This window comes from Pseudochrobactrum kiredjianiae, from assembly GCF_030362795.1.
Taxonomy (GTDB): Bacteria; Pseudomonadota; Alphaproteobacteria; order Rhizobiales; family Rhizobiaceae; genus Pseudochrobactrum; species Pseudochrobactrum kiredjianiae.
On the sequence record NZ_JAUCBM010000004.1, the window covers coordinates 274,687 to 294,885 of the forward strand.

Sequence of the window (20,199 nt, forward strand, 5' to 3'; positions counted from 1 at the left end):
AAGCCCGCATCTTGCGGGCTTTTGTTTTAGGTATGACGCACGGCATAGGCGCCTTTACAGGCGCGCCAATGCGCAACTGCAAAGCTCAGCACCACCAGCGCAAAGCCTTGATGCGCCAGCCCCCACTCAATCGGCACCATGGTCAGCAAGGCGATAATGCCGATCGCTGCTTGCATCAAAATCAGACCAAGCAGCAGTAAAGAACGTCGTGCATGCGTTGTGCCTGCGGCATGGCGGTGGGTCTGCACAACATGCAACACTGTCAGCACCAGCACCGTATAGGCGAACATGCGGTGAATGAACTGTACAGTCTTCGGGTTCTCAAACAGGTTGCGCCAATAAGGCTGGTTGGTAAACAGATCAGACGGGATAATCGCACCATCCATCAGCGGCCATGTATTATAGGTCAGGCCGGCATGAAGTCCCGCAACCAGACCGCCGAGATAAATCTGCACTAAAACCGCGAAAACCAGCCATCCGGCAAAGCGTTGCACATTTTTCTGCGCTGGTTTTTCCGTATATTCAGCCAGCCCCCGCGCCACATAAAACACTGCAACAATGATGATACAGGCCATTGTGAGATGCACAGCCAGCCGATATTGGCTCACAGATGTCAGCACGCTCAGACCCGATGCCACCATCCACCAGCCGATTGCGCCCTGCAAACCGCCAAGTGCCAGAATGCCGAGCATCCGCGCTTTCAGACCATCCTGCAAACGACCTGTCACCCAGAAGAAAATCAGCGGAATTGCCACCAGAAAGCCAACAAAACGCGCCAGCATACGATGCGCCCATTCCCACCAGAAAATGAACTGGAACTCTTCCAGCGCCATACCTTTATTGATCTGCTGATATTGCGGGATCTGACGGTATTTATCGAATTCTTCAAGCCACTCCGCATGATTAAGCGGCGGAATAACACCGTGGATCGGCTTCCATTCCGTAATCGACAAGCCGGAACCGGTCATACGCGTTGCGCCGCCCACCATAACAATGGCAATCAGCACCACAAACACCGCATAGAGCCACCACCGCACCAGTTTACGGTTTTTATCGTGGTTGGCACTAACCGGCTGTTGTTTTGCCGGTAATGCGGCATAATCTGTAATCATCAATTCTGCTCCGCCTGAATTCCGCCCCGCATTTACATGCCGCATACACCCAGTGAATACAAGACAACAGCACGCGACACGCAGACGCTGTTTTTATTTACCACGTCAATTTACGGTGACCTGCCGGTTATCAACAATGGATTAAAACATTTCAGATTTAAATCTGTCTGGTGTATGAGAGAACAGACGGAGTGAGAAATATGCCTGTACGCCTGAAAAAACTAATCGGAACTTTTCTGCTTGTTGTGCTGATTGCAGTTTATGCACTGCTGGCAACCATTATTGCGGTTGCACATCTTGGCCAATCGTCCGTCTGGGTGCAGCTTGCCTATTTCTTCTTCACTGGCTTTCTTTGGATTCTGCCTGCGATGTATCTGCTATGGTGGATGGTTCAGCCACCCAAAACTCGCTAAACCATGTTTCAAACGGTCTGCTTCACCAATATTGCTGATGCTTTGCCGCTCTGGAACAGCAATGATGCGACTGTGCATGGCATTGCTCAATCAGCACTCTGGACAAAGCTCTGGCAACAACACGTCAATTCTGACTGTTTAGTGCTGACTCTGTATATTGATGACAACCCTGCTCTGCTGCTGCCGCTTGAGGTCATTAAGCAGAAACAACAGGTCATTGCACGCTTTGCCGGTGGCTCTCATGCCAATTGTAATTTTCCGGTGCTGTTTCCGGCTCTTGCAAACAAGATCGCCCCCGAGCATATCACCGCGCTGATTGCCTGCCTTAAAGAGGCTCGGCCTGATATCGTCCTGCTCTCACTGACACGTCAGATGGAAAACTGGCTGGGTTTCAGCAATCCGTTGCTGAGCCTGCGCCACCAGCTTAATCCGAATCCCGCATTAACCGCATCTCTGCCGGATAATTTCGATAGCGTACTTGAGCGCAGCAATGCATCGCGCAAACGCAAAAAACATCGCCAACATAGCCGTCGTTATGATGAAACAGGTGCATGGCGCATATATACAGCCGATACGCCAGAGGAAAACATAGCCGCTTACGATGCTTTTTTCACCATGAAAAGCCAGCGCTTTGCCAATCAGGGTATTGCCAATAGTTTTGCCGGTGATGCTCTGACAGGCTTCTTCCGCAATCTTTTCGCAGCCGCTGAAAATGACGGAGCAAGACAATATCGTCTGCATGTACTGGAAGTGGCAGACAAACCGCGCGCGGTGATCGGCTGTTCTTACTGGCAAAGTCCTGAAACCACGTCAGTACCGGTAAAACGTGGACTGACTGTTGAGTTTGGCGCTTTTGCTGATGATGAACTGGTAACAGCCAGTCCCGGTGATTTCCTGTTCTACGAAGCCATTCTTACGGCTATCAATGAAGGGCTGGATTATTTCAGCTTTGGCATTGGCGAGGAAAAATACAAGCGCGACTGGTGTGACATTGAGCAAGCACTTTATGACAGCCATATTGCGCTGACATTTGGCGGGCGCTTGAGCGCAACTGCCAATCAACTGCGCTCCGGTCTTGTCTATCGTATTAAAACCAATCGCCATCTCTGGCCACTGGTTAAAAAACTACGGCAGAAGCTTCGCTAAACGCTTTACAGCGGCTCCAGTTAAGACTGAATCGTTGGAACCGCTGTAACTGTTTGTTTTTACGCATTATCCAACGCAAAACCGCTTCGCACTTTTGCTGGAAATGCTATAAGTCAGCCCTTACGCGTGCGGAACCATCAGAATGGTCACATCTTCCTGACCTGCCTCATGGAAAGCCAGCGCGGTTTGCGCTACAATCTGATCTTCACTGTCAAACACATTCATCACGAAAAGCGATGCGTCACTATCGAGATTAAGTGCCTGCTCAGCTGTTGATGCACCGATTTCCACCAGCACAAAATCATAGGCTGTTTCCAGTGCTTCAAAAATCACGGGCAGCCGTTCGGCCTCTGCCATTGCTGCTTTCGGGTCAGAAAGACCCGTCGGAATAACATCCGCGTCAGAATAAAGATCGCCGTGAATAATATCAGTGAACTGCTTCACATTGAGCAGCAGGTCAGTAATGCCTGCAGGTTTACCACCGTCGAGCATGGCCTGACCAATGGCTCCGCTACCAGTCATATCCATCAGCAGCACCCGCAGACTGCGATCTGCCAACTCACGCAGCAAATGCACACTCCCCGCTGAACCGGCATCACCCTCCGGCGAAATCAGGATAATGCGACGGCGCTCTTGCAGCATTAAACGGCTGGCAATCGCAGCAACACCATTTGGCGCATAAATATCATCGGTTTCAGCAACGACCTCAGCTGCCACGTTCTCAGATACTGTGTAGCTGTCATAAATACGCTGAATTGTTTCGACATCAATTTCAGGACGGGCCATCGGACGCTCAATCATCTCATCATTCGCTACAACAGGCTCAGATACCGGCTGCGCAATCAGTTTATCATCAATCTGTGCGATTCTATTATGTGCGGGGGCAAAATTTTGTGTGGTGCGACTATCTTCATCACCCCAGATATTTTGTCCCCTGACAGTTCTGTCAGGACTTGCCGTCAAAGCGCGACCACTGAAAAGCTCACGCAACAGCACAAAAACCGACAGCAGTAACAGAGCAGCAACAAAGCTCATGCCGACCATTGGCAGAACTTTAGGAAAATACGGCGCGCCTGCAACTGTTGCTTCAGAGAAAATACGCGCATCAGCAGGCTGATCAACACGATCCGCACGGCTAGAAGCCTCACGGAAACGTGCCAGATACGTTTGTAACAGGTCACGCTGGGCAGCGGCTTCACGCTCCAATGCCCGTAGTTCAACTTCCTTACTGCCAGCTTCTGCCGCTTGTGCTTTTAAGCGGTTCAACTCGCGCGTCTGCTCCTGCTCAAGACTGCGGGCAGTATTCACCTCATTATCGAGGCTCTTGAGAATCGTATTCCCTTCTTGCCGAATCTGCCGGTCGAGATCAGCCAGCTGCGCACGCAAGCCCTGAAGGCGCGGATGCCCGTCGAGCAATGTGGTCGACAGATTGGCAATCTCAGCCATCAAAGCACCGCGGCGCTCATTGAGCTGCTGCATGATGCCTGAGGACATTACCTCCGGCAAACTATTGACCGAAACACCCTTTTTGAGTGCAGCGCGAATGCTTTCAGCTTTGGCCTCACTCGCGGCACGCTGCGCTTTTAAACGCGAAAGTTCCGACGAGATATCGGACATCTGCTGTGTCGCAAGAGAGGTATTATTACTGGTATTGAGCAAGTCCGTAGCCGCACGGAAATCCGCAATTTTGCTTTCCGCTTCACGAACCTTTTTGGTCAGCTGATCGATTTCCGGTGCCAGCCAGCCTGTTGCATCACCCGTCAGCTGACGCTTGGCTGCAACCTGTGTGGCAATATATTCATCCGCGATTTTATTGGCCACATCGGCAGCAATCTGCGGATTTTTCGCAGAAAATTCAACGACAATCACCCGTGAACCGGTCACAGTATAGACCTGCAAATTCTCACGCATGCGGGTGAGTACCTGCTCCGACACCGGAATAGTGCGCGGATCAGGGCGCAGCCCCAGCATCACCAGCACCTGCTTTATCGGCGACGCGGTTTTCGGATAGAATTCTGCGTAATCAGCTAGTTTCAGATCAGTTGCAACTTTCGCCAGCACCTGCGCGGAGCCAATCAATTCGACCTGCGACTTTACAGCCTCAGAATCCAGCAGCGGGCGATCATTATCTGATACAGCATTCGGGCGCGTGAAAACCGATTCACGCGTTTCAATCAGAATACGCGCTTCAGAGCGATAATAAGGCGTCAGAAATTGCGCCACACCCCATGTCAGCACGGCAAATAAGATCGCCCCCAGCACTATAAACAGCCAGTTGCGTTTCAGAGCTGCAAAGAGCGCTCCGATATCAATATCCGCATTTTCCGCTGTCTCGCGCATAACTGAACCGACCCCAATACTCCTGAACAGAGCTGACATGGTAAATCGTCAAGGTAACTATAGCGTTAAATTACCAAAAATCAGCCACCCTCTTCTGCCGCGTAGATTCAAATCTTTACTTTAGAAGATTGTATTTTATGACAATTTTGTTCCGTAGCTTGAATTATTATAACCGCCTTTACGCCATATTAACCCTAATAATTCAATAATCGCACTCAGTCTAAGGCTGCTCCGTTCCAACTGGCGCGCCGATTATTGAAGTTATGCGCGACAACTAGCTTTATGCAGCCGAAAAATGCTGAAAGCGGTATGAGGATAAGAGCAGAATGAAAACACAAGTTTTTATGGCAGCTTTGGGGATAACCGGCCTGATCCTTTCAGGTTGCTCCAGCTATCAGCCTGCTCCGCCCGCTTTTCATGAAGCTCTCAACCAGCCTTATATTCTAGGCTCCGGTGATCGCCTGCGTATTACAGTGTTTGAACAGACAGGTCTCAGCAATACTTATTCGGTTGACCAGTCCGGCTATATTGCTTTTCCGCTGGTTGGCAGCATTCCTGCCCGTGGCAAAACTGCAAAGCAGCTTGAAACGGCAATCGCCGCGAAATTGCGCGGCGGCTATATCCGCAATCCTGATGTCAGCGTGGAAATCGACCGTTATCGCCCTGTCTTCATTATGGGTGAAGTCGGCGGCGCCGGACAATATTCCTATGTACCGGGCATGACGGCTCAGACCGCAATTGCGGCTTCTGGCGGTTTCACGCCACGTGCCAATCAGGAAAGCGTTGACATTACCCGCCAGATTAACGGTAAGATCTTTACCGGACGTGTGCGTATTACCGACCCTATTCTGCCAGGCGATACCATTTATGTCCGTGAACGGCTATTCTGATAAGAAAATGGGTGAGATTACAGCATAATTCTTTAAACCTGAATCCGTTTCAGGAAAAATTATGCTGTATATATAAAGAGTTAGAGCGACCTTTGTGCATCCAAGAGGACGCACGACGCTCTAATACCCACAAGCTAAGTTGAGGGTGTTGTGAAGCAGCAATCTTTGCGGATTATCCATTGCTTCCGCTCGCCTGTTGGCGGCGTGTTCCGGCACATTCGCGATCTGGCAGCAATGCAAAAGGCTGCCGGTCATCAAGTCGGGGCCATCTGCGAATTATGCGAAGACGGCGCACTGGAACAGGCACAATTCGCATCACTGCTGCCTGATCTGGCACTGGGGCTGCACCGCATCCCTATCAGTCGCAAAATAGGCCTCAGCGATATTGGCGCTATCCTCGCAACGCATAAATTACTCAAACAGCTAGAGCCGGATATTATGCATGGTCACGGCGCTAAAGGCGGCACATATGCCCGCCTTGGCTGTTTCTTAGCGCGTGAAAAGCGCAATCAGATTTCCCGCCCGCTACGGTTTTACTCTCCGCATGGCGGCAGCCTGCATTTTGATGCCACATCCCTTGCAGGCAAAGTCATGTTCACCGCCGAGCGTTGGCTGGAAAATATGACGGACGGCCTGATTTTCGTATCGGCCTATGAAGAAAATACCTATCGCGCCAAAGTCGGTAATCCGCGCTGCACCTATGCGGTGATCCGCAACGGTATTAGCAAAGACGAGTTTGAACCGGTGGATTTGGCTGCTGATGCCGCAGATTTTTTATTCACCGGTATGATGCGCGATTTAAAAGGGCCGGACTTGTTCATCCGCGCATTGGCAGAGCTGAATCTCGCAGCAAAAGCCGGCAACCGCCCGCCGGTTACCGGCACTATGGTCGGTGATGGCCCGCAAAAACAGCAATACCAAGCCTTGGCTGAACAATTGGGCTTATCGCAGCATATCCGTTTTTATCCGGCGATGCCCGTTCGTGAAGCGCTGGCGCTTGGCCGGATATTTGTATTGCCATCGCGCGCTGAATCCTTGCCCTATATTGCACTCGAAGTTCTGGCAGCAGAACGCAGTGTTATTGCGACCCGTGTTGGTGGTTTGGCAGAAATCTTCGGCGAAGACAGCAATGCATTAAGTAAACCCGATGCAACCGCCATCGCAGCCAAAATGCATGAAGCATTGACCGATCCGTGCGGTTTCTACGAGAGTATGCCTGATCCGCTCCTGCTGCGCTCCTTATTCAGCCGTGAAAATATGGCTGCGGCAGTTGAACAATTCTACAGAAGCTACTAAATTACCCCTGCTCTCATAATTAAAATTATGTTGCAGCAAGCAAAGCTGTCGTTTCCATCCAAATAAAAATCAAAATAATCGGCTTTCAGCTATTAAACTAACATTGCGGATACATTTACTATCCGGCAACCACGATCTATGAAAAAGCCTGTATATGGCGCGATAATACGAATTGCCTCGCAAAAATAAGAAAATAACAACTCTCATAGCCGATAAATTGCATATATTTTCTTGTGAGAGAAATCCCAGATATGCCGGTAGATCCTATGCGTGAGAAAAAAACCAACGGAAATTTTGACAGGAAGGCGCTGCTGAAGCAGTCCAACTCCGATCAGCCGCTCGTGCCCGCTGAAAAGGTTGAGCTCAGCCCCCTTGCTATCAAAGTTGCTGCTAAATATCGCAATGAGAGTATCTCTCCGGCGCTTTTCACCGGATTGATGCGCATATGGGAATTTCTGATTGTTTTTCTCTGTGGCATTGGCGTGTATTTTGCCTATGTCGGCATTCAGGAAGCGCATCTCCTTGAATATTTCATGGCAAATACACTGGCCGCCTCGCTCTATGTTATCTTTGCGCAGTTTAGTTCAGGCTATCGCCCGTCAGTTTTGCGTAAACCGTTTCGCTATCTTGGCCGTTTGATTATCAGCTGGGCAGGTGTTTTTGCGACCATGGCTATTCTGGCCTTTTTGCTGAAAATTTCTGCTGTTTATTCCCGAGTCTGGTTTGCCGGATTTGCAGTTTCCGGCTTTGTCATTCTTGCGCTGTCTCGTATTCTTGCTGCCAAATTGATGCGTATATTGGCGCGTAGCGGACGTATGGAACGCCGTGCTGTGATTGTTGGCGGTGGTCAGAATGCGGAAGATCTTATTCTGGCGCTCAACCAGCAGCCGGATAATGATATTCGCATTTGCGGTATTTTTGATGATCGCGGCGACCGTCGCTCACCGCCTGTGGTGGCGGGCTATCCAAAACTCGGCAATATTTCCGAACTGATTGAATTCGCCCGCGTTGCCCGCATTGATATGCTGATTGTCTCCCTGCCGATTTCGGCAGAAGAGCGTGTTCTGACGTTGATGCAAAAGCTCTGGGTACTGCCGGTTGATATTCGTCTTTCCGCACATGCTGCCAATATGCGCCTGCGTCCGCGTGCTTACTCCTATATCGGCTCGGTACCGATGCTGGATATTCTCGACAAGCCGATCAACGATTGGGATGCTATCGCCAAGCGTATGTTCGATATCGTGTTTAGCCTGTTCGGGATTGTGCTGTTTTCCCCGATTATGCTGGCGACCGCGATCGCCATTAAACTCGACAGCAAAGGGCCGGTTATTTTCAAACAAAAGCGTCACGGCTTTAATAATGAAGTGATCAATGTCTGGAAATTCCGTTCCATGTATGTGGATCAGTGTGACCCGACCGCAAAATTGGCTGTGACTAAAAATGACAGCCGCGTCACCCGTGTCGGCCGCATCATTCGCAAGACTTCTATTGATGAGTTACCGCAGTTTTTCAACTCCCTCACCGGCAGTCTCTCATTGGTAGGGCCACGCCCTCATGCCGTCAGCGCCAATTCAAACAACATGCTTTATAATGATGTGGTTGACGGTTATTTCGCACGTCACAAGGTGAAACCGGGTGTAACCGGCTGGGCGCAAATCAATGGCTGGCGCGGTGAGATCGACAAGCCGGAAAAAATCGTCATGCGTACAGAATATGACCTGAATTATATTGAAAACTGGTCGCTGTGGTTTGATCTGAAAATTCTGTTCCTAACCCCTGTGCGTCTGTTGAACACGGAAAATGCCTATTGACCGCGAAGGCGCAATATCCGGTTTCCGGAGGTTTTAAACCGCCTGCCCACAACAATCAGCAAGCCGTACTCCCATGGCTTGCGCGATTGTCTCTGGGTACAGGCGTGTTTTTCAGCGGTTTTGTTCTGTTTGAGCCGGGTCCTTATGAAATTCTGATGCTGGCACTGATGGGGCTGTGGTTGATTTCCGGCCTCAGGCTCAGCATCCATGCACTCACATTGCTACTGCTGTTTACACTGTTTAATATTGGCGGCGTTCTTTCGATTTTTCAGATGGATGATCTGAAAAAAGCCCCGCTTTATATCGCAGTTTCTTATTTCCTTGCACTGACTGCGGTATTCTTTGCAGCCGTGACTGAAAGCAATTGGCGAAGATTGCAGCCGCTTTTCACCGGCTATCTGACTGCCGCCACCATCACCGGTCTGCTGGGTATCGGCGGCTATCTCAATCTGATACCGGCAGCGGATTTGTTTACGCTTTATGGCCGCGCTAAAGGCGCTTTTCAGGATCCGAATGTCTTCGGCCCTTTTCTTATTCTGCCGATTAATTGGTGCATTTATCAGGTTCTGACCCGTCCATTCAGCAAAAGCCTGCTTTATTGGGCGCTGTTTCTGATATTAACACTGGCCGTACTACTATCTTTTTCCCGTGCGGCATGGGGCATGTTTGCCATATCTTTGCTGGTCATCCCGTCCATATTGTTCATACGCAGCTCCGACCAACGCTTGCGCGGCAAAATCATTCTCATCAGCGTCACAGTGATTATTCTGCTGGCACTGGCTCTGCTGATTGCGTTACAAATCCCGCAGATCAGCGATATTTTCTATCAACGTGCCCGTCTTGATCAGGATTACGACAATGCGCGCACAGGGCGATTTGCACGGCATTGGCTGGGACTTCTGCTATCAATGGAAGAACCATTTGGTATCGGCCCGTTGGAATTTGGTCCGATGTTCGGCGAAGATACACATAACATCTGGTTGAAAGCACTGCTCGACTATGGCTGGCTGGGCTTCATCGCCTTTATCATTTTGACAATACTGACGCTCGCTTTTGGCTTTAGGCTGATGCTGCGCGACCGGCCATGGCAGCCCTATCTTCTATGTAGTTACGTTGCCTTTATCGCTCATATTCTCATCGGCAATGTGATTGATATAGACCATTGGCGGCATTTTTATCTGCTTATTGGTATTATCTGGGGGTGTACCGGACTGGAACACCGCTATCAGCAAGAATTGCGCTCACAATCACCACGTATAGTCATTCCGCAAAAGATTTTAGGGAACTAAACAAACGGTCATCGCGTTACTCCTTTATAAAAACAAGGAGAACAAAGATGCTGAGAGCCGGTATTTTATGGATGATGGGCGTACCGTTTTTTGTTGTGGTGCTGATCTGGTATTTCTTCTTCTGATTACACCTGTAGCAATGAACATGTAAGCGCATAGCGCTAAAGCGAAGCATGCGCTTATATGACAGAACCAATGCTCTGATTTTTCTCACAAGATTTAATAGTGAATACGGAGAATATAAATGGCTGATAATGCAGACAATGCCCGTCAGGCGATGGAAGAACAAATCGCAGAACTACGTCAGCAGATCGATACAATGAGCAAGTCGCTCAAGCAGCGCAGCGAGGAAGCGGCTGAAGAAGCCGGCACCCGTCTCAATCGTGCCGCCTCAACCATCAAGGAACAGGGGCAGGCAACGGTATCTGCAATCCGTGAAAATCCGGGCACAGCAACGACTATTCTTAGCACGGCTGGTATTGCCGGTTTTGTTCTGGGTTTTCTCGTTGCCAGCTGCCGTAACGATACACGCTGGTAAAATTGCCAAGTTGAACAAAGCTCCGGAAATTTTCCGGAGCTTTGTTGTATGAACTAGTTTGCGGTTTCAACACTCCGGCAAATATTGAATATATCTAGTTTCTCGTCATAAACACTGGTCTTCACATCCATTAATCCCAGTGCCAGATGAAACAGATCGTCATGAGAAGCCGGTTTATCCGTTTGCTGTCTCAGGCAAGCCATATCCAGATTATTCTGTTTCAGAAACTCCGGAGAAAACCAGCTGAAGAACGGAATAGAAGTCTGCTCGCGCGGTGCTATAAAATAAGGCATCCCGTGGAGGTAAAGCCCCTTCTCGCCCAAAGATTCCCCGTGATCGGACATATAGATCATTGAGGATGCAAACTCCCCTTCTTTCGCTTTCAGAAGATCAATGATCTCTGCCAGAATTTTATCCGTATAAAGGATAGAGTTATCATAGGCATTGATGATCTCCTGCTGCGTGCATTCAGAGAAATTGGATGTGTGGCAGGCAGGTTTAAAAACTTCTTCGTTCGCGGGATAGCGCCGGTAATAAGCAGGGCCATGACTGCCAAGCATGTGCAGAACAACCACCGAATTGGACTCAAAGCTGTCAATCCGTGCTGCAAGCTGATCAACCAGCACCTGATCGTAGCATTCGCCGCCCTCACAATTGGGATTGTCTGCCTGCATCTGACTGAGATCAATTGTTTCAATACGATCCGCAACACGTTTGGTGCCGGTATTGTTTTCTATCCATAGAGGTTTCAGACCTGCATGGTTCAGTACATCCATCAGGTTTTCTGACTGCCTGAACTTTTTACTGCTATAGTCTGTCCGCGGAAATGGCGAGAACATGCAAGGCACGGACACGGCCGTCTCTGTGCCGCAACTGGTCGTATTGCTGAAATTCAAAATATCCCGCGCGCGTAATTGCGGATTAGTATCATGCGCATAGCCGTTGAAGTTGAAATTCTGCGCACGCGCTGTTTCTCCAACCACAATCACCGTCAGACGTTTTTTATCACCATCACCTTTATAAGGTTTAAGCTGCTCTGCATCTGCTCCCAGCGGCTCTGCAATATAAGTGCGCTCATTATTCGCTTTAACCAGATATCGAATGCTGCTGCTGACAGGTGCCAGAGGATTTATCCTTGCAACAATCTCTTCTTTTTTGTCACGAAACATCGATGAAATTGTACCAAAATTGCTCATAATCAAAGCTAAAGCAGCAATCAGACACGTTGAGATCAACGCTGTATTGACCCATAATTTCTGCACAAAAGGCCGGTGTTTAATCTTAACCCAGAGTATCAGGGCTGTCGGCAGGCCGGCATAGAGCAGCATGTTGAGAATAAAATGCCCGTTAATCAGATGTCCGGATTCTGCTCGCGTCGTGGTGGCAGCATTTTCAATCATATTTGGCGTAATAAAAACACCGAAATGGTCGATAAAATAAGCTGACGATGCCGAGACGACTATAAAGAAAATCAGTGCAGGCTTGATGAGATAGGGCGCTGAAAACAATATGAGAAGGCAATAAATCAGCAAAAATATCGCTGAAATGATTATTCCGACAATCAGATAATCTCCATTCAGATAGTCTGACATAAATGCAAAAACGGTTCTGTTAAAAAAAATCGCGATATAAATAGCTGAAATAAAGCATAATAAGTTACTTGCTACAGAAATTCTTTTGAATTTCATATGTCACCTGTTCAAAATAAAAAAACTACATCTTATATATCCGTCAAGAAATCATGTGTTTTTAGATAATTTACGATCCGTGCATAAGCCGCATAAATTTAGAACAATAAAATTAATAATATAATTCATAAAAAACCAATCATTACATGAATTTATGAATTTTTAGTTCGAAGACACTGTATAATACCAAGCATCCGTCTTCAGACCAAATTATGACATTAAAGGCAAGTTTTTGGATAAAGAGCAGCTTTACTCCTATTGTGCCGCTTCAAAAAGTCTTGTTTCAACCGACTGAAACTACGTTATGATACAAGAAATAAGGCTTTGTTTCTCAAAACCTTACAGCATAAAGTGTTAGAGCGACCTTTGTGCGCTCAAGAGGACGCACGGCGCTCTAAGGCACGTTTTGAGCCTACCCAAGACATATCCCAGCCAAAAGGACAGACTTGTGATGATTACCGGCCCGCAATGTAAAGCTGCCCGCACCTTAATTGAACTTAGCCGTGAAAGACTATCCTCATTTTCAGGCATTGAAATTGGTGTGATCGAGTTGTTTGAGCGTAAGCTTGATACCCCGGACAATGCTGTGCTGGAGGCATTGCAAAAAGCGCTTGAAGATGCCGGAGCAGTTTTCATTCCTGAGAATGGCGGCGGTATCGGCGTCCGGTTGAAATTCACCCGTTCGGAAGCCAAGCGTATCTCTGCTCTCGAAGCAGAAGGCGGCATAGTCGGTTATGACGACGTGCCCTAAAGAGCTGCATAAGAAGCGATAAAAAGCGGGCTCAACGGCCCGCTTTTTGCATTATCCAACAGGAACACGCCACCAACGCCTATTGCAAATGAGATATCCAAGGGCGTTTTACTTATGCTGAGAATAAATGTATCGGTGCTTTGTCGATCCTGACGCTCCTGACGGTATATTGAGGCATAAAATGGCTGACTATCTCAAGCCGATCCTGCTGCTCTGCGCATCCAATATTTTTATGACTTTTGCCTGGTACGGGCATCTGAAATTCACAAACAAACCGCTGATGCTCGTGATCCTTGTCAGCTGGCTGATTGCTTTTTTTGAATATTGCCTTGCCGTTCCAGCCAATCGCATGGGGCACGGCATCTATAGTGCCGCAGAACTGAAAACCATTCAGGAAGTCATTACACTCAGCGTATTTGCAGGATTTTCCGTGCTATATCTGGGTGAAAGTCTGACAATCAATCATATAATTGGCTTTGGCTTCATCTGCCTCGGTGCATTTTTTGTTTTTAAAGGCCCCTTCTGACGATAATCCGGCCTCAATAAAAACGCCCATTCATTTTTCTGAACGGGCGTCTGTCTTAGCAAAACACTGCGCTGCCTCGCGTAAAGTCCGGCATTAGCTCTCAAGCCTGGTTTTCATCATATAGCTTTGCAGCCTCCATCAACTTATCAATATCATCCGAGCAAATATATTGCTTCAATGCAACGAATTTAGCTTTCTCCCATTGATAGATTTTCAATGCCAGCAGTTGTTCCGTTGTTGCAGCAGAAAAGCGTTGTTTAATCGGCGCAGCAGGATTACCGGCAACTATCGTGTAAGGCGCTACAGATTTCGTGACCAATGCGCCTGATGCAATAATTGCACCCTCACCGATGGTCACCCCTGGCATAATCATCGCCCGCATGCCGATCCAGGCACCGTCCTCAATAACGGTATCGCCTTTAGCGAGATAGGCTTCTGCAATCATTTCAGGAAACGGATAAAGGCCGAACCAATCAGTCCTATGGGTGTGATTGCCGCCCATCAAAATGACGGCTTCTGCACCGATACAAACGTAATCACCGATATAAAGCTGGTCGATTTCCCACAATGTTTCCCAATGTGCGAGACTATATTCATCACCGTAGTGATAGCGAACAACACTTTCCTCGAAACTTCCAGTCCAGGCATTGCTATAATAACTATTTTTACCGCGGATATGAATATTAGGATTTTTAACGGTATCGGCCAAAATTTCGACTTTTGACCAATGTTTTTCCGTATCCTGATGTCCCGACATAAAGCTTCACCTCATATAAATTCTGAGTGCGTACTTTAGCCTCTGTCAGCGGATAATGTAATATTATAATTTATCAAGGGCGGCTTATGTTTGAACAAGCCGGCACCCAAACTCAGCCAAGAATATAGAACAGGATATCAGTGCATACCTTTACTTAGTTCCCGTTTTGGGAAACCAGTCAAGCGCAAATCTCCCGGTTTAAACCCGCCCTTCAGACGCCCCTCATTATCCAGCACAGTGATATTTGGTATAGCAATCTCACTGGATTTCAGCTGCTGGAGTTCAATGCCGACAACAATTCCTTCAGTCTGATCTTGGTGTTCTGATGTCTCAGCAATCACTTTATCACCAAGTTTGAAATGATTGAGTTCCGGAATATCAATTAGCAAGTTTATTTGTGTCAGCTTCATTCTGTATACCCCCGTCGACAATATTTAAGGGAGTTGTCTCCTGTCTATATCATTGATCTAAAAAGATTGTTTTGCGTGTTTTTAAAAAATCATCTCTGACTTGAAAGGTAATATCGAGCGTTCTGGGAAGATAAGAGCTTGCAATTGCATCATTCAATAAAGTCCGGATTTGCCTCATATTTAGAAATACATTTTTATACGAGCCAAACATATTAACGGCAAAGGAAGCTCTCAAGTTACTGAAGCCTGATTAAGCAGAAGCATTAGTTTTTTACAGCTTCTCCGGTTTTAGGATCAATCTTGATCTCAACCTTTGCGCCGCTGTTCAGATAATACTCAACTTCGTAATATCCGCGGTCGTTCCAATCAACTTCGTCGACATATTTAACATCAGCTGTGCTCTCGATTTTTGCAATAATCTCTGACAGCTTTGTACCTTCCGGTACCGCTGCATAAGCGCTCAAAGCAGTGAATGTTAAAATCGTAGCCGCAATGATTGTTTTCATACCAAACTCCTTTGTTATTCAGAGGATATGGGAGGATAGCAGCAAAATTCAATAATTTTTAGAATAGGGTTATGAATTTTTTTTAAAGGTCATTATTTAATGTAATTTGTATATATAACTTTCGAAAACCACCCGGATAAATATGGCTCTCAAAAAAGCTAAAACCTTTGAAATCATGGTCGGAGCGGCGGGATTCGAACCCACGACCCCTTGACCCCCAGTCAAGTGCGCTACCTAGCTGCGCTACGCTCCGATCACCTAAAAGCCTTAGAATATAAAGGTTTTATTGGCAAGACTATTAAATCTCCGAAAATATCATAAAGCCCATTTACCAATAAATCCGCTCTCTCTCATAGCTCTTGACAATGATTTAAAAAACAGAACATAGTGTGAACATAAAGGAGATTCCACTATGTCTCTCACAGTGGCCAATTCAGAGAAATACATCATCATGCCGTTTCGCAAAAACAAGCAGAAACTTGTTGCTGCGGAAATGCGCCCCGCCTCCAGCGAAGCCGGTGCCATAAAAATCGCTACCTCTATGTCTGCACGCTATATTGGCGTCGCTGCCTATGCAGTGCAGGTAGATGAAGAAAGCGGTGATATGAATACGCCGCGTCTGCTTGCCAGCTTTGGTGAAATACCTGATTTCAGTGACGACTAAATTCAACCTGGCACTTGTATTGTAAACCTGTAAGTTGCGACACTGCCTATCCACTGAAGGATCAAATGAAATGCGTAATCTCTCGATAAAGCTGATCTTCGCTGTTGTTATGCTGTCAGGTTTCAGTACCGTTTCGATGGCAGCACTGGCTCCGCAATATCAGCGTGCCAATGAGCTGAACGCTGTTATCACGGCCGTCACTGAAACGCTTTCTCCCTACCAGCCTATCACTAAGATTATTTATCAAAAGGATGATCAATATCTGGTGGTTGCCGGTAACTGCTCTATCTCTGCCAAGATTGTTTCTCAGCCGGTAAAACCCGGTATTGTCGGGGCTCGCCAATTCAACGTGCAGCTTGGCAAGCAGCGCTGCAAAAAATAAATAACCGCTTCAGCCTGCCTCATTAAATCTGCGCATCTAGTGAATATAGTCCGGCTCCAAAGCATAGAAAGCTTTATCAGGTTGCGAGAGCGGCTTTACGCGCTAATACATATAAATGTCTGCGGTGTGTTTTTGTTGAGGTTCATGAAATATAGAAACCTTCGCACCCTGCACTTTTATCCACTGCATAGCATGATGAGAAAGGCGTGAAGGGCCTTTCTTACGACCCAACATGGATACCATATAAAAACGATAACTGACGATATCGCGGATCGTCAGTTACACCTCCAGCTTGCGTAAACTATATTCCTGCACTCTGTCCGCATTACCAACGGTTATTCAGTCTTCGCTTTGGTATCGACTTTAACAATGACTGACATGCCCGGTGCAAGGCGCTCTTCTTGTGGCTGTCCTTCATCAATAGCAATACGAACCGGCAAACGCTGTGCCACCTTGATAAAGTTTCCTGTTGCATTATCAGCTTTCAAGACACTGAATTCCGACCCTGTTGCCGGTGAAAAGGCTTCAATACGGCCAGTCATTTTGCCATAACCGAGTGCATCCACCGTAAATGTTACCGGCAAGCCAACTTTCATGCCATCGAATTGGGTTTCCTTAAAATTCGCAATCACCCACTTCTTATCAGGAACCAGTGAAGTCAGCTGCGCTCCGATATTTACATATTGGCCGGGTTTCGCGCCAATTTCACCAAGACCGCCATCCTGTGGTGCAATGATTTTCGTGTTACTCAGGTCAATTTTTGCAAGATCGACCGCTGCTTCTGCATTGGTAACTGCGGCTTCAAGCGAATGACGGCGCACAACAATCGACTGCACATCCTGCTTATTCACTTCCAGCGCAGCCTCAGCCTGACTGACCGAGCCGCGCGCCTGCTCAAGAGCGGAAAGTGACTGATCTTCATTGCTCTGGGTCATCACCCCGCTTTTGCGCAAAGGTGTAACACGATTATAATTTGCCATTGCGACAACTAACGCTGCTTTTGCACTGTTCAGTACGGCCTCGCCGGAACGCGTCCGCGCTTCTGCTGCGAGACGATCCTGCTCAGAGTTCGCCAAAGCAGCTTTTTGCGTCAATAGCATAGCTTCAGCCTGTTTCAGCTTCTGAACATAAATACGATCATCCAGCGTAAACAGTACGTCGCCCTTTTTTACCCGTAAATAATCGCGTTCCGGTACATCCTCGACATAACCGGCAAGCTGCGGACTGACGATAGTCACCTGCCCGCGCACATAGGCATTCTCCGTCATCTCAACCGAAGAACGGAAGGGCGGTAACTGCCATGCGTAAAGAATGAACAATACGCCGCAAAGCCCGATGGCCAGAATGAATAATGTGGCTGAGTTACGAAAAATCTTCTGCATTTCAGATACTCTCAAATCAAAATCAGTTTACGGCAAGCTGTTCAGAAGCGGGTGTATGACCCGACAAAAAGTGCCAGATCCTCATCAACACAGGCACCACAACCCGCCGGATAATCAGAATAGCCAGTGTCATCGCAGCAATGGCAGACACCAGCAAAAACAGATCATTATAGGATAGAACGGTTGCCTCTTTCACAATCTGCTGACCGAGCAAAACAGCACCTTCAGCCTTCACATAGACCGGATCTGTGACGACCTTCGACACAGACGCAGACAGCTGGGCAACCCGCTGCGCCACCAAAGGATCAGTCAGCACAATCTGATCATAGAGAGCCCGCATATGATGTTGTTGGCGCCATGTCACGAAGCTGCCGAATACCGCAGATCCGAACAACCCGCCCACACTTTGTGTGAAAATAAAAATCACGATAAAGCTGGTGATATAGGTCGGGCCATTTTTCAACGCGCTGACCAGACCTGCCGCCATGGCAGGCGGCAAGAATAATGCTCCGCCGAATGAAATCATTGCCTGACTGAGATACATCATCTCTGGGCGGATCAGATTATTGGCATGTCCGTCCATGAAAGCGCCGGTCATAATCAGCAGTAGCGCAATAGTATAAATATAAGCTTCCCTGCCCGGCCGGATGACCATTGCGCAGACAATTCCGCCCAGAACAGAACTGACTATCAACACCCAATAAAGGCCCGTGCTCTGCTCATTATAAATCCCGAGTGCCTGAAACATACCGGTAGCACCCGCTGTTTGCTCTGAAAGAACTAAGCGGAAAACCAACAACATACCGGCGAAGGTCAATGTCTGACGACTTGTCAGCCAGCGGATGTTGAGCAACGGATTTTCACGGTTGAACTCGATGGCTGCGGCCAATGCCAGCGCAGCAAAAGCAACGGCGAGACAAATACCGATCCATGGCGCTTCCAGCCACCAGTACAGGCGCCCGACAACCAGCATCATCGCCAGCAAGCCAAAACCAAGAGCAATCAGCGGATAGCTGATAAAATCAAGCTTTTCGAGGACTTTCTGGTGCGGAATAGGTGTCAATTTGAGTGTATAAACAGTGGCGAAGCACATCATTGCCAGACCGATCTCCAGCATATAAAGCTGCGGCCAAAGCCCTATTCCGAGCAAACTCGGCGAGATAATCCGCGCTAATGGCGCACCGATTGTTGTGCAGGTCAGAGCCAGACACAGACCCCAGCTCATCTTCTTGCTCGGCGGAAACGCTTCCAGCATATAGAAGAAACCAAGTGTCGACATAGGCGACGCCGCAGCACCGGAAAAGAACCGCACGATCAGTGCCGAGTTCAGATCATGAATGAACCAGTGCAGTGATGTAACAAGCACGAAAGCCAGCAGACCAAGCTCGGTAAACAGACGCAGACCATATTGCGTGCGGATTTTCATCAGAAACAATGTCAGGCTGACATTCGGTGCCATATAGGCGGCCAGCAGCCATGTTGTTTCTGCCGTTGTTGCGCCAAGCCCGCCCTGTAATTGCGGAATGTTCACCGCAACCATGTTCAGACCAATGCCCTGTGTAATCCACATCAGCAGAGAGGCGCACACGAAGGCCGCAGAAAGCAAAAAGGGTTTTGTTGGCGGCAATGGCGGAGCAGCCGGTGCCTGTGGTGCAGGCTCTTCAGAGGCTTCCATCTCGTCTTCAACAGTACCCGGCTTATTCTCCGGCAGAGTATCAGATGCACCCGCTTTATCGGATGCGACTGGTCTTACAAGCTGTATATCGGCTTTCGCCGGAAGCAGCACTGCGTCAGCATCATCATGAGCTTCTCTCTGCTCATCCTTCTGTTTTAATTGTATATCTGCCATGATGATCTCAGCTGATCGCTTCCATATTCTTCAAAATCACCCGCAAAATATGCAATCCATGATCCAGATCTTCCTCAGTCAGATCCTGCATAATGCGAATACGCAGCACTTCCGCGACACGTTGCAGTTCTTCAACATGATCATGGGCAGCTTCTGTGAGAATGATATGCTTGGCACGCCGGTCGCCCGCAACAGCACGTCGCGTGACCAGCCCCTGCTTTTCCAGCCCATCAATCAACCGCACTAAAGTCGGTGTTTCAATTTCAAGCGCGGCAGCAAGCTCGGTCTGAGTCATGCATTTATGGTTGGACAGCAGAAACAGAGCCCTCGCCCGTGGCAGCGTCATGCCATGCTCTTTGGCAAAAACATCAAATAATGTACGCAGCTTTCTGCCTGCCACGGACATGTCCGTCAGAAAATCAGCGCGCTTTTGTACAATTGCAGCTTTC

General features: G+C 48.1%; 20 protein-coding genes and 1 tRNA gene. 11 read left to right on the plus strand and 10 right to left on the minus strand.

Annotation, left to right across the window (positions count from 1 at the left end; translation table 11 throughout):
* Window positions 1-26: 26 nt before the first annotated feature.
* Window positions 27-1,112, minus strand: a complete 1,086-nt coding sequence (locus tag QUF18_RS10715; RefSeq protein WP_289387046.1) for a COX15/CtaA family protein — start codon at window positions 1,110-1,112, stop codon at window positions 27-29.
* Between the two features lie 200 nt (window positions 1,113-1,312).
* Between QUF18_RS10715 and QUF18_RS10720 the strand changes: the two genes are divergently transcribed.
* Together QUF18_RS10720 and QUF18_RS10725 are read left to right on the plus strand one after the other, a co-directional pair.
* Window positions 1,313-1,525 carry a DUF2842 domain-containing protein gene (locus QUF18_RS10720; RefSeq protein ID WP_113942842.1) on the plus strand — a complete coding sequence of 71 codons (213 nt, stop codon included), beginning with the start codon at window positions 1,313-1,315 and terminating at the stop codon, window positions 1,523-1,525.
* Window positions 1,526-1,528: 3 nt separating this feature from the next.
* Window positions 1,529-2,671 (plus strand): GNAT family N-acetyltransferase, encoded by a 1,143-nt coding sequence (locus QUF18_RS10725; protein ID WP_289387047.1) that lies wholly within the window; start codon window positions 1,529-1,531, stop codon window positions 2,669-2,671.
* 120 nt (window positions 2,672-2,791) lie between these two features.
* Here QUF18_RS10725 and QUF18_RS10730 read toward each other — a convergent pair whose 3' ends face one another.
* Window positions 2,792-5,011, minus strand: a complete 2,220-nt coding sequence (locus tag QUF18_RS10730; protein ID WP_289387048.1) for a GumC family protein — start codon at window positions 5,009-5,011, stop codon at window positions 2,792-2,794.
* Window positions 5,012-5,337: 326 nt separating this feature from the next.
* Between QUF18_RS10730 and QUF18_RS10735 the strand changes: the two genes are divergently transcribed.
* From QUF18_RS10735 to QUF18_RS10755, 5 genes are all read left to right on the plus strand, one after another.
* Window positions 5,338-5,901 carry a polysaccharide biosynthesis/export family protein gene (locus QUF18_RS10735; RefSeq protein ID WP_289387049.1) on the plus strand — a complete coding sequence of 188 codons (564 nt, stop codon included), beginning with the start codon at window positions 5,338-5,340 and terminating at the stop codon, window positions 5,899-5,901.
* Window positions 5,902-6,051: 150 nt separating this feature from the next.
* A complete protein-coding gene (locus QUF18_RS10740) occupies window positions 6,052-7,197 on the plus strand; it encodes a glycosyltransferase family 4 protein (protein WP_289387050.1) in 1,146 nt (381 codons plus the stop codon).
* Window positions 7,198-7,463: 266 nt separating this feature from the next.
* Window positions 7,464-9,008, plus strand: coding sequence for an undecaprenyl-phosphate glucose phosphotransferase (locus QUF18_RS10745; protein ID WP_289387052.1), 1,545 nt, complete (start codon window positions 7,464-7,466; stop codon window positions 9,006-9,008).
* Window positions 9,005-10,297 carry an O-antigen ligase family protein gene (locus tag QUF18_RS10750; RefSeq protein ID WP_289387053.1) on the plus strand — a complete coding sequence of 431 codons (1,293 nt, stop codon included), beginning with the start codon at window positions 9,005-9,007 and terminating at the stop codon, window positions 10,295-10,297. Before QUF18_RS10745 ends, QUF18_RS10750 begins: the two co-directional genes overlap by 4 nt.
* A 244-nt stretch (window positions 10,298-10,541) precedes the next feature.
* On the plus strand, window positions 10,542-10,835 hold the full coding sequence (locus QUF18_RS10755; RefSeq protein ID WP_289387054.1) for a hypothetical protein: 294 nt from the start codon (window positions 10,542-10,544) through the stop codon (window positions 10,833-10,835).
* A 53-nt stretch (window positions 10,836-10,888) separates the two neighbouring features.
* Here QUF18_RS10755 and QUF18_RS10760 read toward each other — a convergent pair whose 3' ends face one another.
* The gene (locus tag QUF18_RS10760) at window positions 10,889-12,523 is read right to left on the minus strand and encodes a phosphoethanolamine transferase (RefSeq protein WP_289387055.1); all 1,635 of its coding nucleotides are present in this window, start codon (window positions 12,521-12,523) and stop codon (window positions 10,889-10,891) included.
* Between the two features lie 451 nt (window positions 12,524-12,974).
* Between QUF18_RS10760 and QUF18_RS10765 the strand changes: the two genes are divergently transcribed.
* Entirely contained in the window at window positions 12,975-13,274 is a 300-nt protein-coding gene (locus QUF18_RS10765) for an XRE family transcriptional regulator (RefSeq protein ID WP_289387190.1), read from the plus strand.
* 181 nt (window positions 13,275-13,455) lie between these two features.
* On the plus strand, window positions 13,456-13,800 hold the full coding sequence (locus QUF18_RS10770; protein WP_289387056.1) for a DMT family protein: 345 nt from the start codon (window positions 13,456-13,458) through the stop codon (window positions 13,798-13,800).
* Between the two features lie 100 nt (window positions 13,801-13,900).
* Here the strand turns inward: QUF18_RS10770 and QUF18_RS10775 are convergent, their stop codons facing one another.
* From QUF18_RS10775 to QUF18_RS10790, 4 genes are all read right to left on the minus strand, one after another.
* Entirely contained in the window at window positions 13,901-14,557 is a 657-nt protein-coding gene (locus tag QUF18_RS10775) for a CatB-related O-acetyltransferase (protein ID WP_289387057.1), read from the minus strand.
* Window positions 14,558-14,694: 137 nt separating this feature from the next.
* Window positions 14,695-14,967: a hypothetical protein gene (locus QUF18_RS10780; protein WP_289387058.1), complete on the minus strand. Its 273-nt coding sequence runs from the start codon at window positions 14,965-14,967 to the stop codon at window positions 14,695-14,697.
* A 263-nt stretch (window positions 14,968-15,230) separates the two neighbouring features.
* Entirely contained in the window at window positions 15,231-15,473 is a 243-nt protein-coding gene (locus QUF18_RS10785; protein WP_289387059.1) for a PepSY domain-containing protein, read from the minus strand.
* A gap of 176 nt (window positions 15,474-15,649) precedes the next feature.
* A tRNA-Pro gene (locus tag QUF18_RS10790) sits at window positions 15,650-15,726 on the minus strand.
* 171 nt (window positions 15,727-15,897) lie between these two features.
* Between QUF18_RS10790 and QUF18_RS10795 the strand changes: the two genes are divergently transcribed.
* Entirely contained in the window at window positions 15,898-16,137 is a 240-nt protein-coding gene (locus QUF18_RS10795; RefSeq protein WP_289387191.1) for a hypothetical protein, read from the plus strand.
* A gap of 70 nt (window positions 16,138-16,207) precedes the next feature.
* Window positions 16,208-16,519: a hypothetical protein gene (locus QUF18_RS10800; protein ID WP_289387060.1), complete on the plus strand. Its 312-nt coding sequence runs from the start codon at window positions 16,208-16,210 to the stop codon at window positions 16,517-16,519.
* A 335-nt stretch (window positions 16,520-16,854) separates the two neighbouring features.
* On the opposite strand, the gene QUF18_RS10805 is transcribed toward QUF18_RS10800, so the two are convergent.
* The 3 genes from QUF18_RS10805 to QUF18_RS10815 all read right to left on the minus strand — a co-directional run bounded on the left by QUF18_RS10805 (window position 16,855) and on the right by QUF18_RS10815 (window position 20,150).
* Complete coding sequence (locus QUF18_RS10805) at window positions 16,855-17,901, minus strand: HlyD family secretion protein (RefSeq protein ID WP_289387061.1); 1,047 nt, start codon at window positions 17,899-17,901, stop codon at window positions 16,855-16,857.
* A gap of 22 nt (window positions 17,902-17,923) precedes the next feature.
* A complete protein-coding gene (locus tag QUF18_RS10810; protein ID WP_374806912.1) occupies window positions 17,924-19,576 on the minus strand; it encodes an MFS transporter in 1,653 nt (550 codons plus the stop codon).
* 181 nt (window positions 19,577-19,757) lie between these two features.
* Window positions 19,758-20,150, minus strand: coding sequence for a MarR family winged helix-turn-helix transcriptional regulator (locus QUF18_RS10815; protein WP_289387063.1), 393 nt, complete (start codon window positions 20,148-20,150; stop codon window positions 19,758-19,760).
* Window positions 20,151-20,199 lie beyond the last annotated feature (49 nt).

What these genes read in the sequence shown, in the direction of transcription:
- QUF18_RS10715 (WP_289387046.1), bottom strand. Translation starts at nt 1,112, where the DNA reads ATGATTACAGATTATGCCGCATTACCGGCAAAACAACAGCCGGTTAGT.
- QUF18_RS10720 (WP_113942842.1), top strand. Translation starts at nt 1,313, where the DNA reads ATGCCTGTACGCCTGAAAAAACTAATCGGAACTTTTCTGCTTGTTGTG.
- QUF18_RS10725 (WP_289387047.1), top strand. Translation starts at nt 1,529, where the DNA reads ATGTTTCAAACGGTCTGCTTCACCAATATTGCTGATGCTTTGCCGCTC.
- QUF18_RS10730 (WP_289387048.1), bottom strand. Translation starts at nt 5,011, where the DNA reads ATGCGCGAGACAGCGGAAAATGCGGATATTGATATCGGAGCGCTCTTT.
- QUF18_RS10735 (WP_289387049.1), top strand. Translation starts at nt 5,338, where the DNA reads ATGAAAACACAAGTTTTTATGGCAGCTTTGGGGATAACCGGCCTGATC.
- QUF18_RS10745 (WP_289387052.1), top strand. Translation starts at nt 7,464, where the DNA reads ATGCGTGAGAAAAAAACCAACGGAAATTTTGACAGGAAGGCGCTGCTG.
- QUF18_RS10755 (WP_289387054.1), top strand. Translation starts at nt 10,542, where the DNA reads ATGGCTGATAATGCAGACAATGCCCGTCAGGCGATGGAAGAACAAATC.
- QUF18_RS10760 (WP_289387055.1), bottom strand. Translation starts at nt 12,523, where the DNA reads ATGAAATTCAAAAGAATTTCTGTAGCAAGTAACTTATTATGCTTTATT.
- QUF18_RS10765 (WP_289387190.1), top strand. Translation starts at nt 12,975, where the DNA reads ATGATTACCGGCCCGCAATGTAAAGCTGCCCGCACCTTAATTGAACTT.
- QUF18_RS10770 (WP_289387056.1), top strand. Translation starts at nt 13,456, where the DNA reads ATGGCTGACTATCTCAAGCCGATCCTGCTGCTCTGCGCATCCAATATT.
- QUF18_RS10775 (WP_289387057.1), bottom strand. Translation starts at nt 14,557, where the DNA reads ATGTCGGGACATCAGGATACGGAAAAACATTGGTCAAAAGTCGAAATT.
- QUF18_RS10780 (WP_289387058.1), bottom strand. Translation starts at nt 14,967, where the DNA reads ATGAAGCTGACACAAATAAACTTGCTAATTGATATTCCGGAACTCAAT.
- QUF18_RS10785 (WP_289387059.1), bottom strand. Translation starts at nt 15,473, where the DNA reads ATGAAAACAATCATTGCGGCTACGATTTTAACATTCACTGCTTTGAGC.
- QUF18_RS10800 (WP_289387060.1), top strand. Translation starts at nt 16,208, where the DNA reads ATGCGTAATCTCTCGATAAAGCTGATCTTCGCTGTTGTTATGCTGTCA.
- QUF18_RS10805 (WP_289387061.1), bottom strand. Translation starts at nt 17,901, where the DNA reads ATGCAGAAGATTTTTCGTAACTCAGCCACATTATTCATTCTGGCCATC.
- QUF18_RS10810 (WP_374806912.1), bottom strand. Translation starts at nt 19,576, where the DNA reads ATGGAAGCCTCTGAAGAGCCTGCACCACAGGCACCGGCTGCTCCGCCA.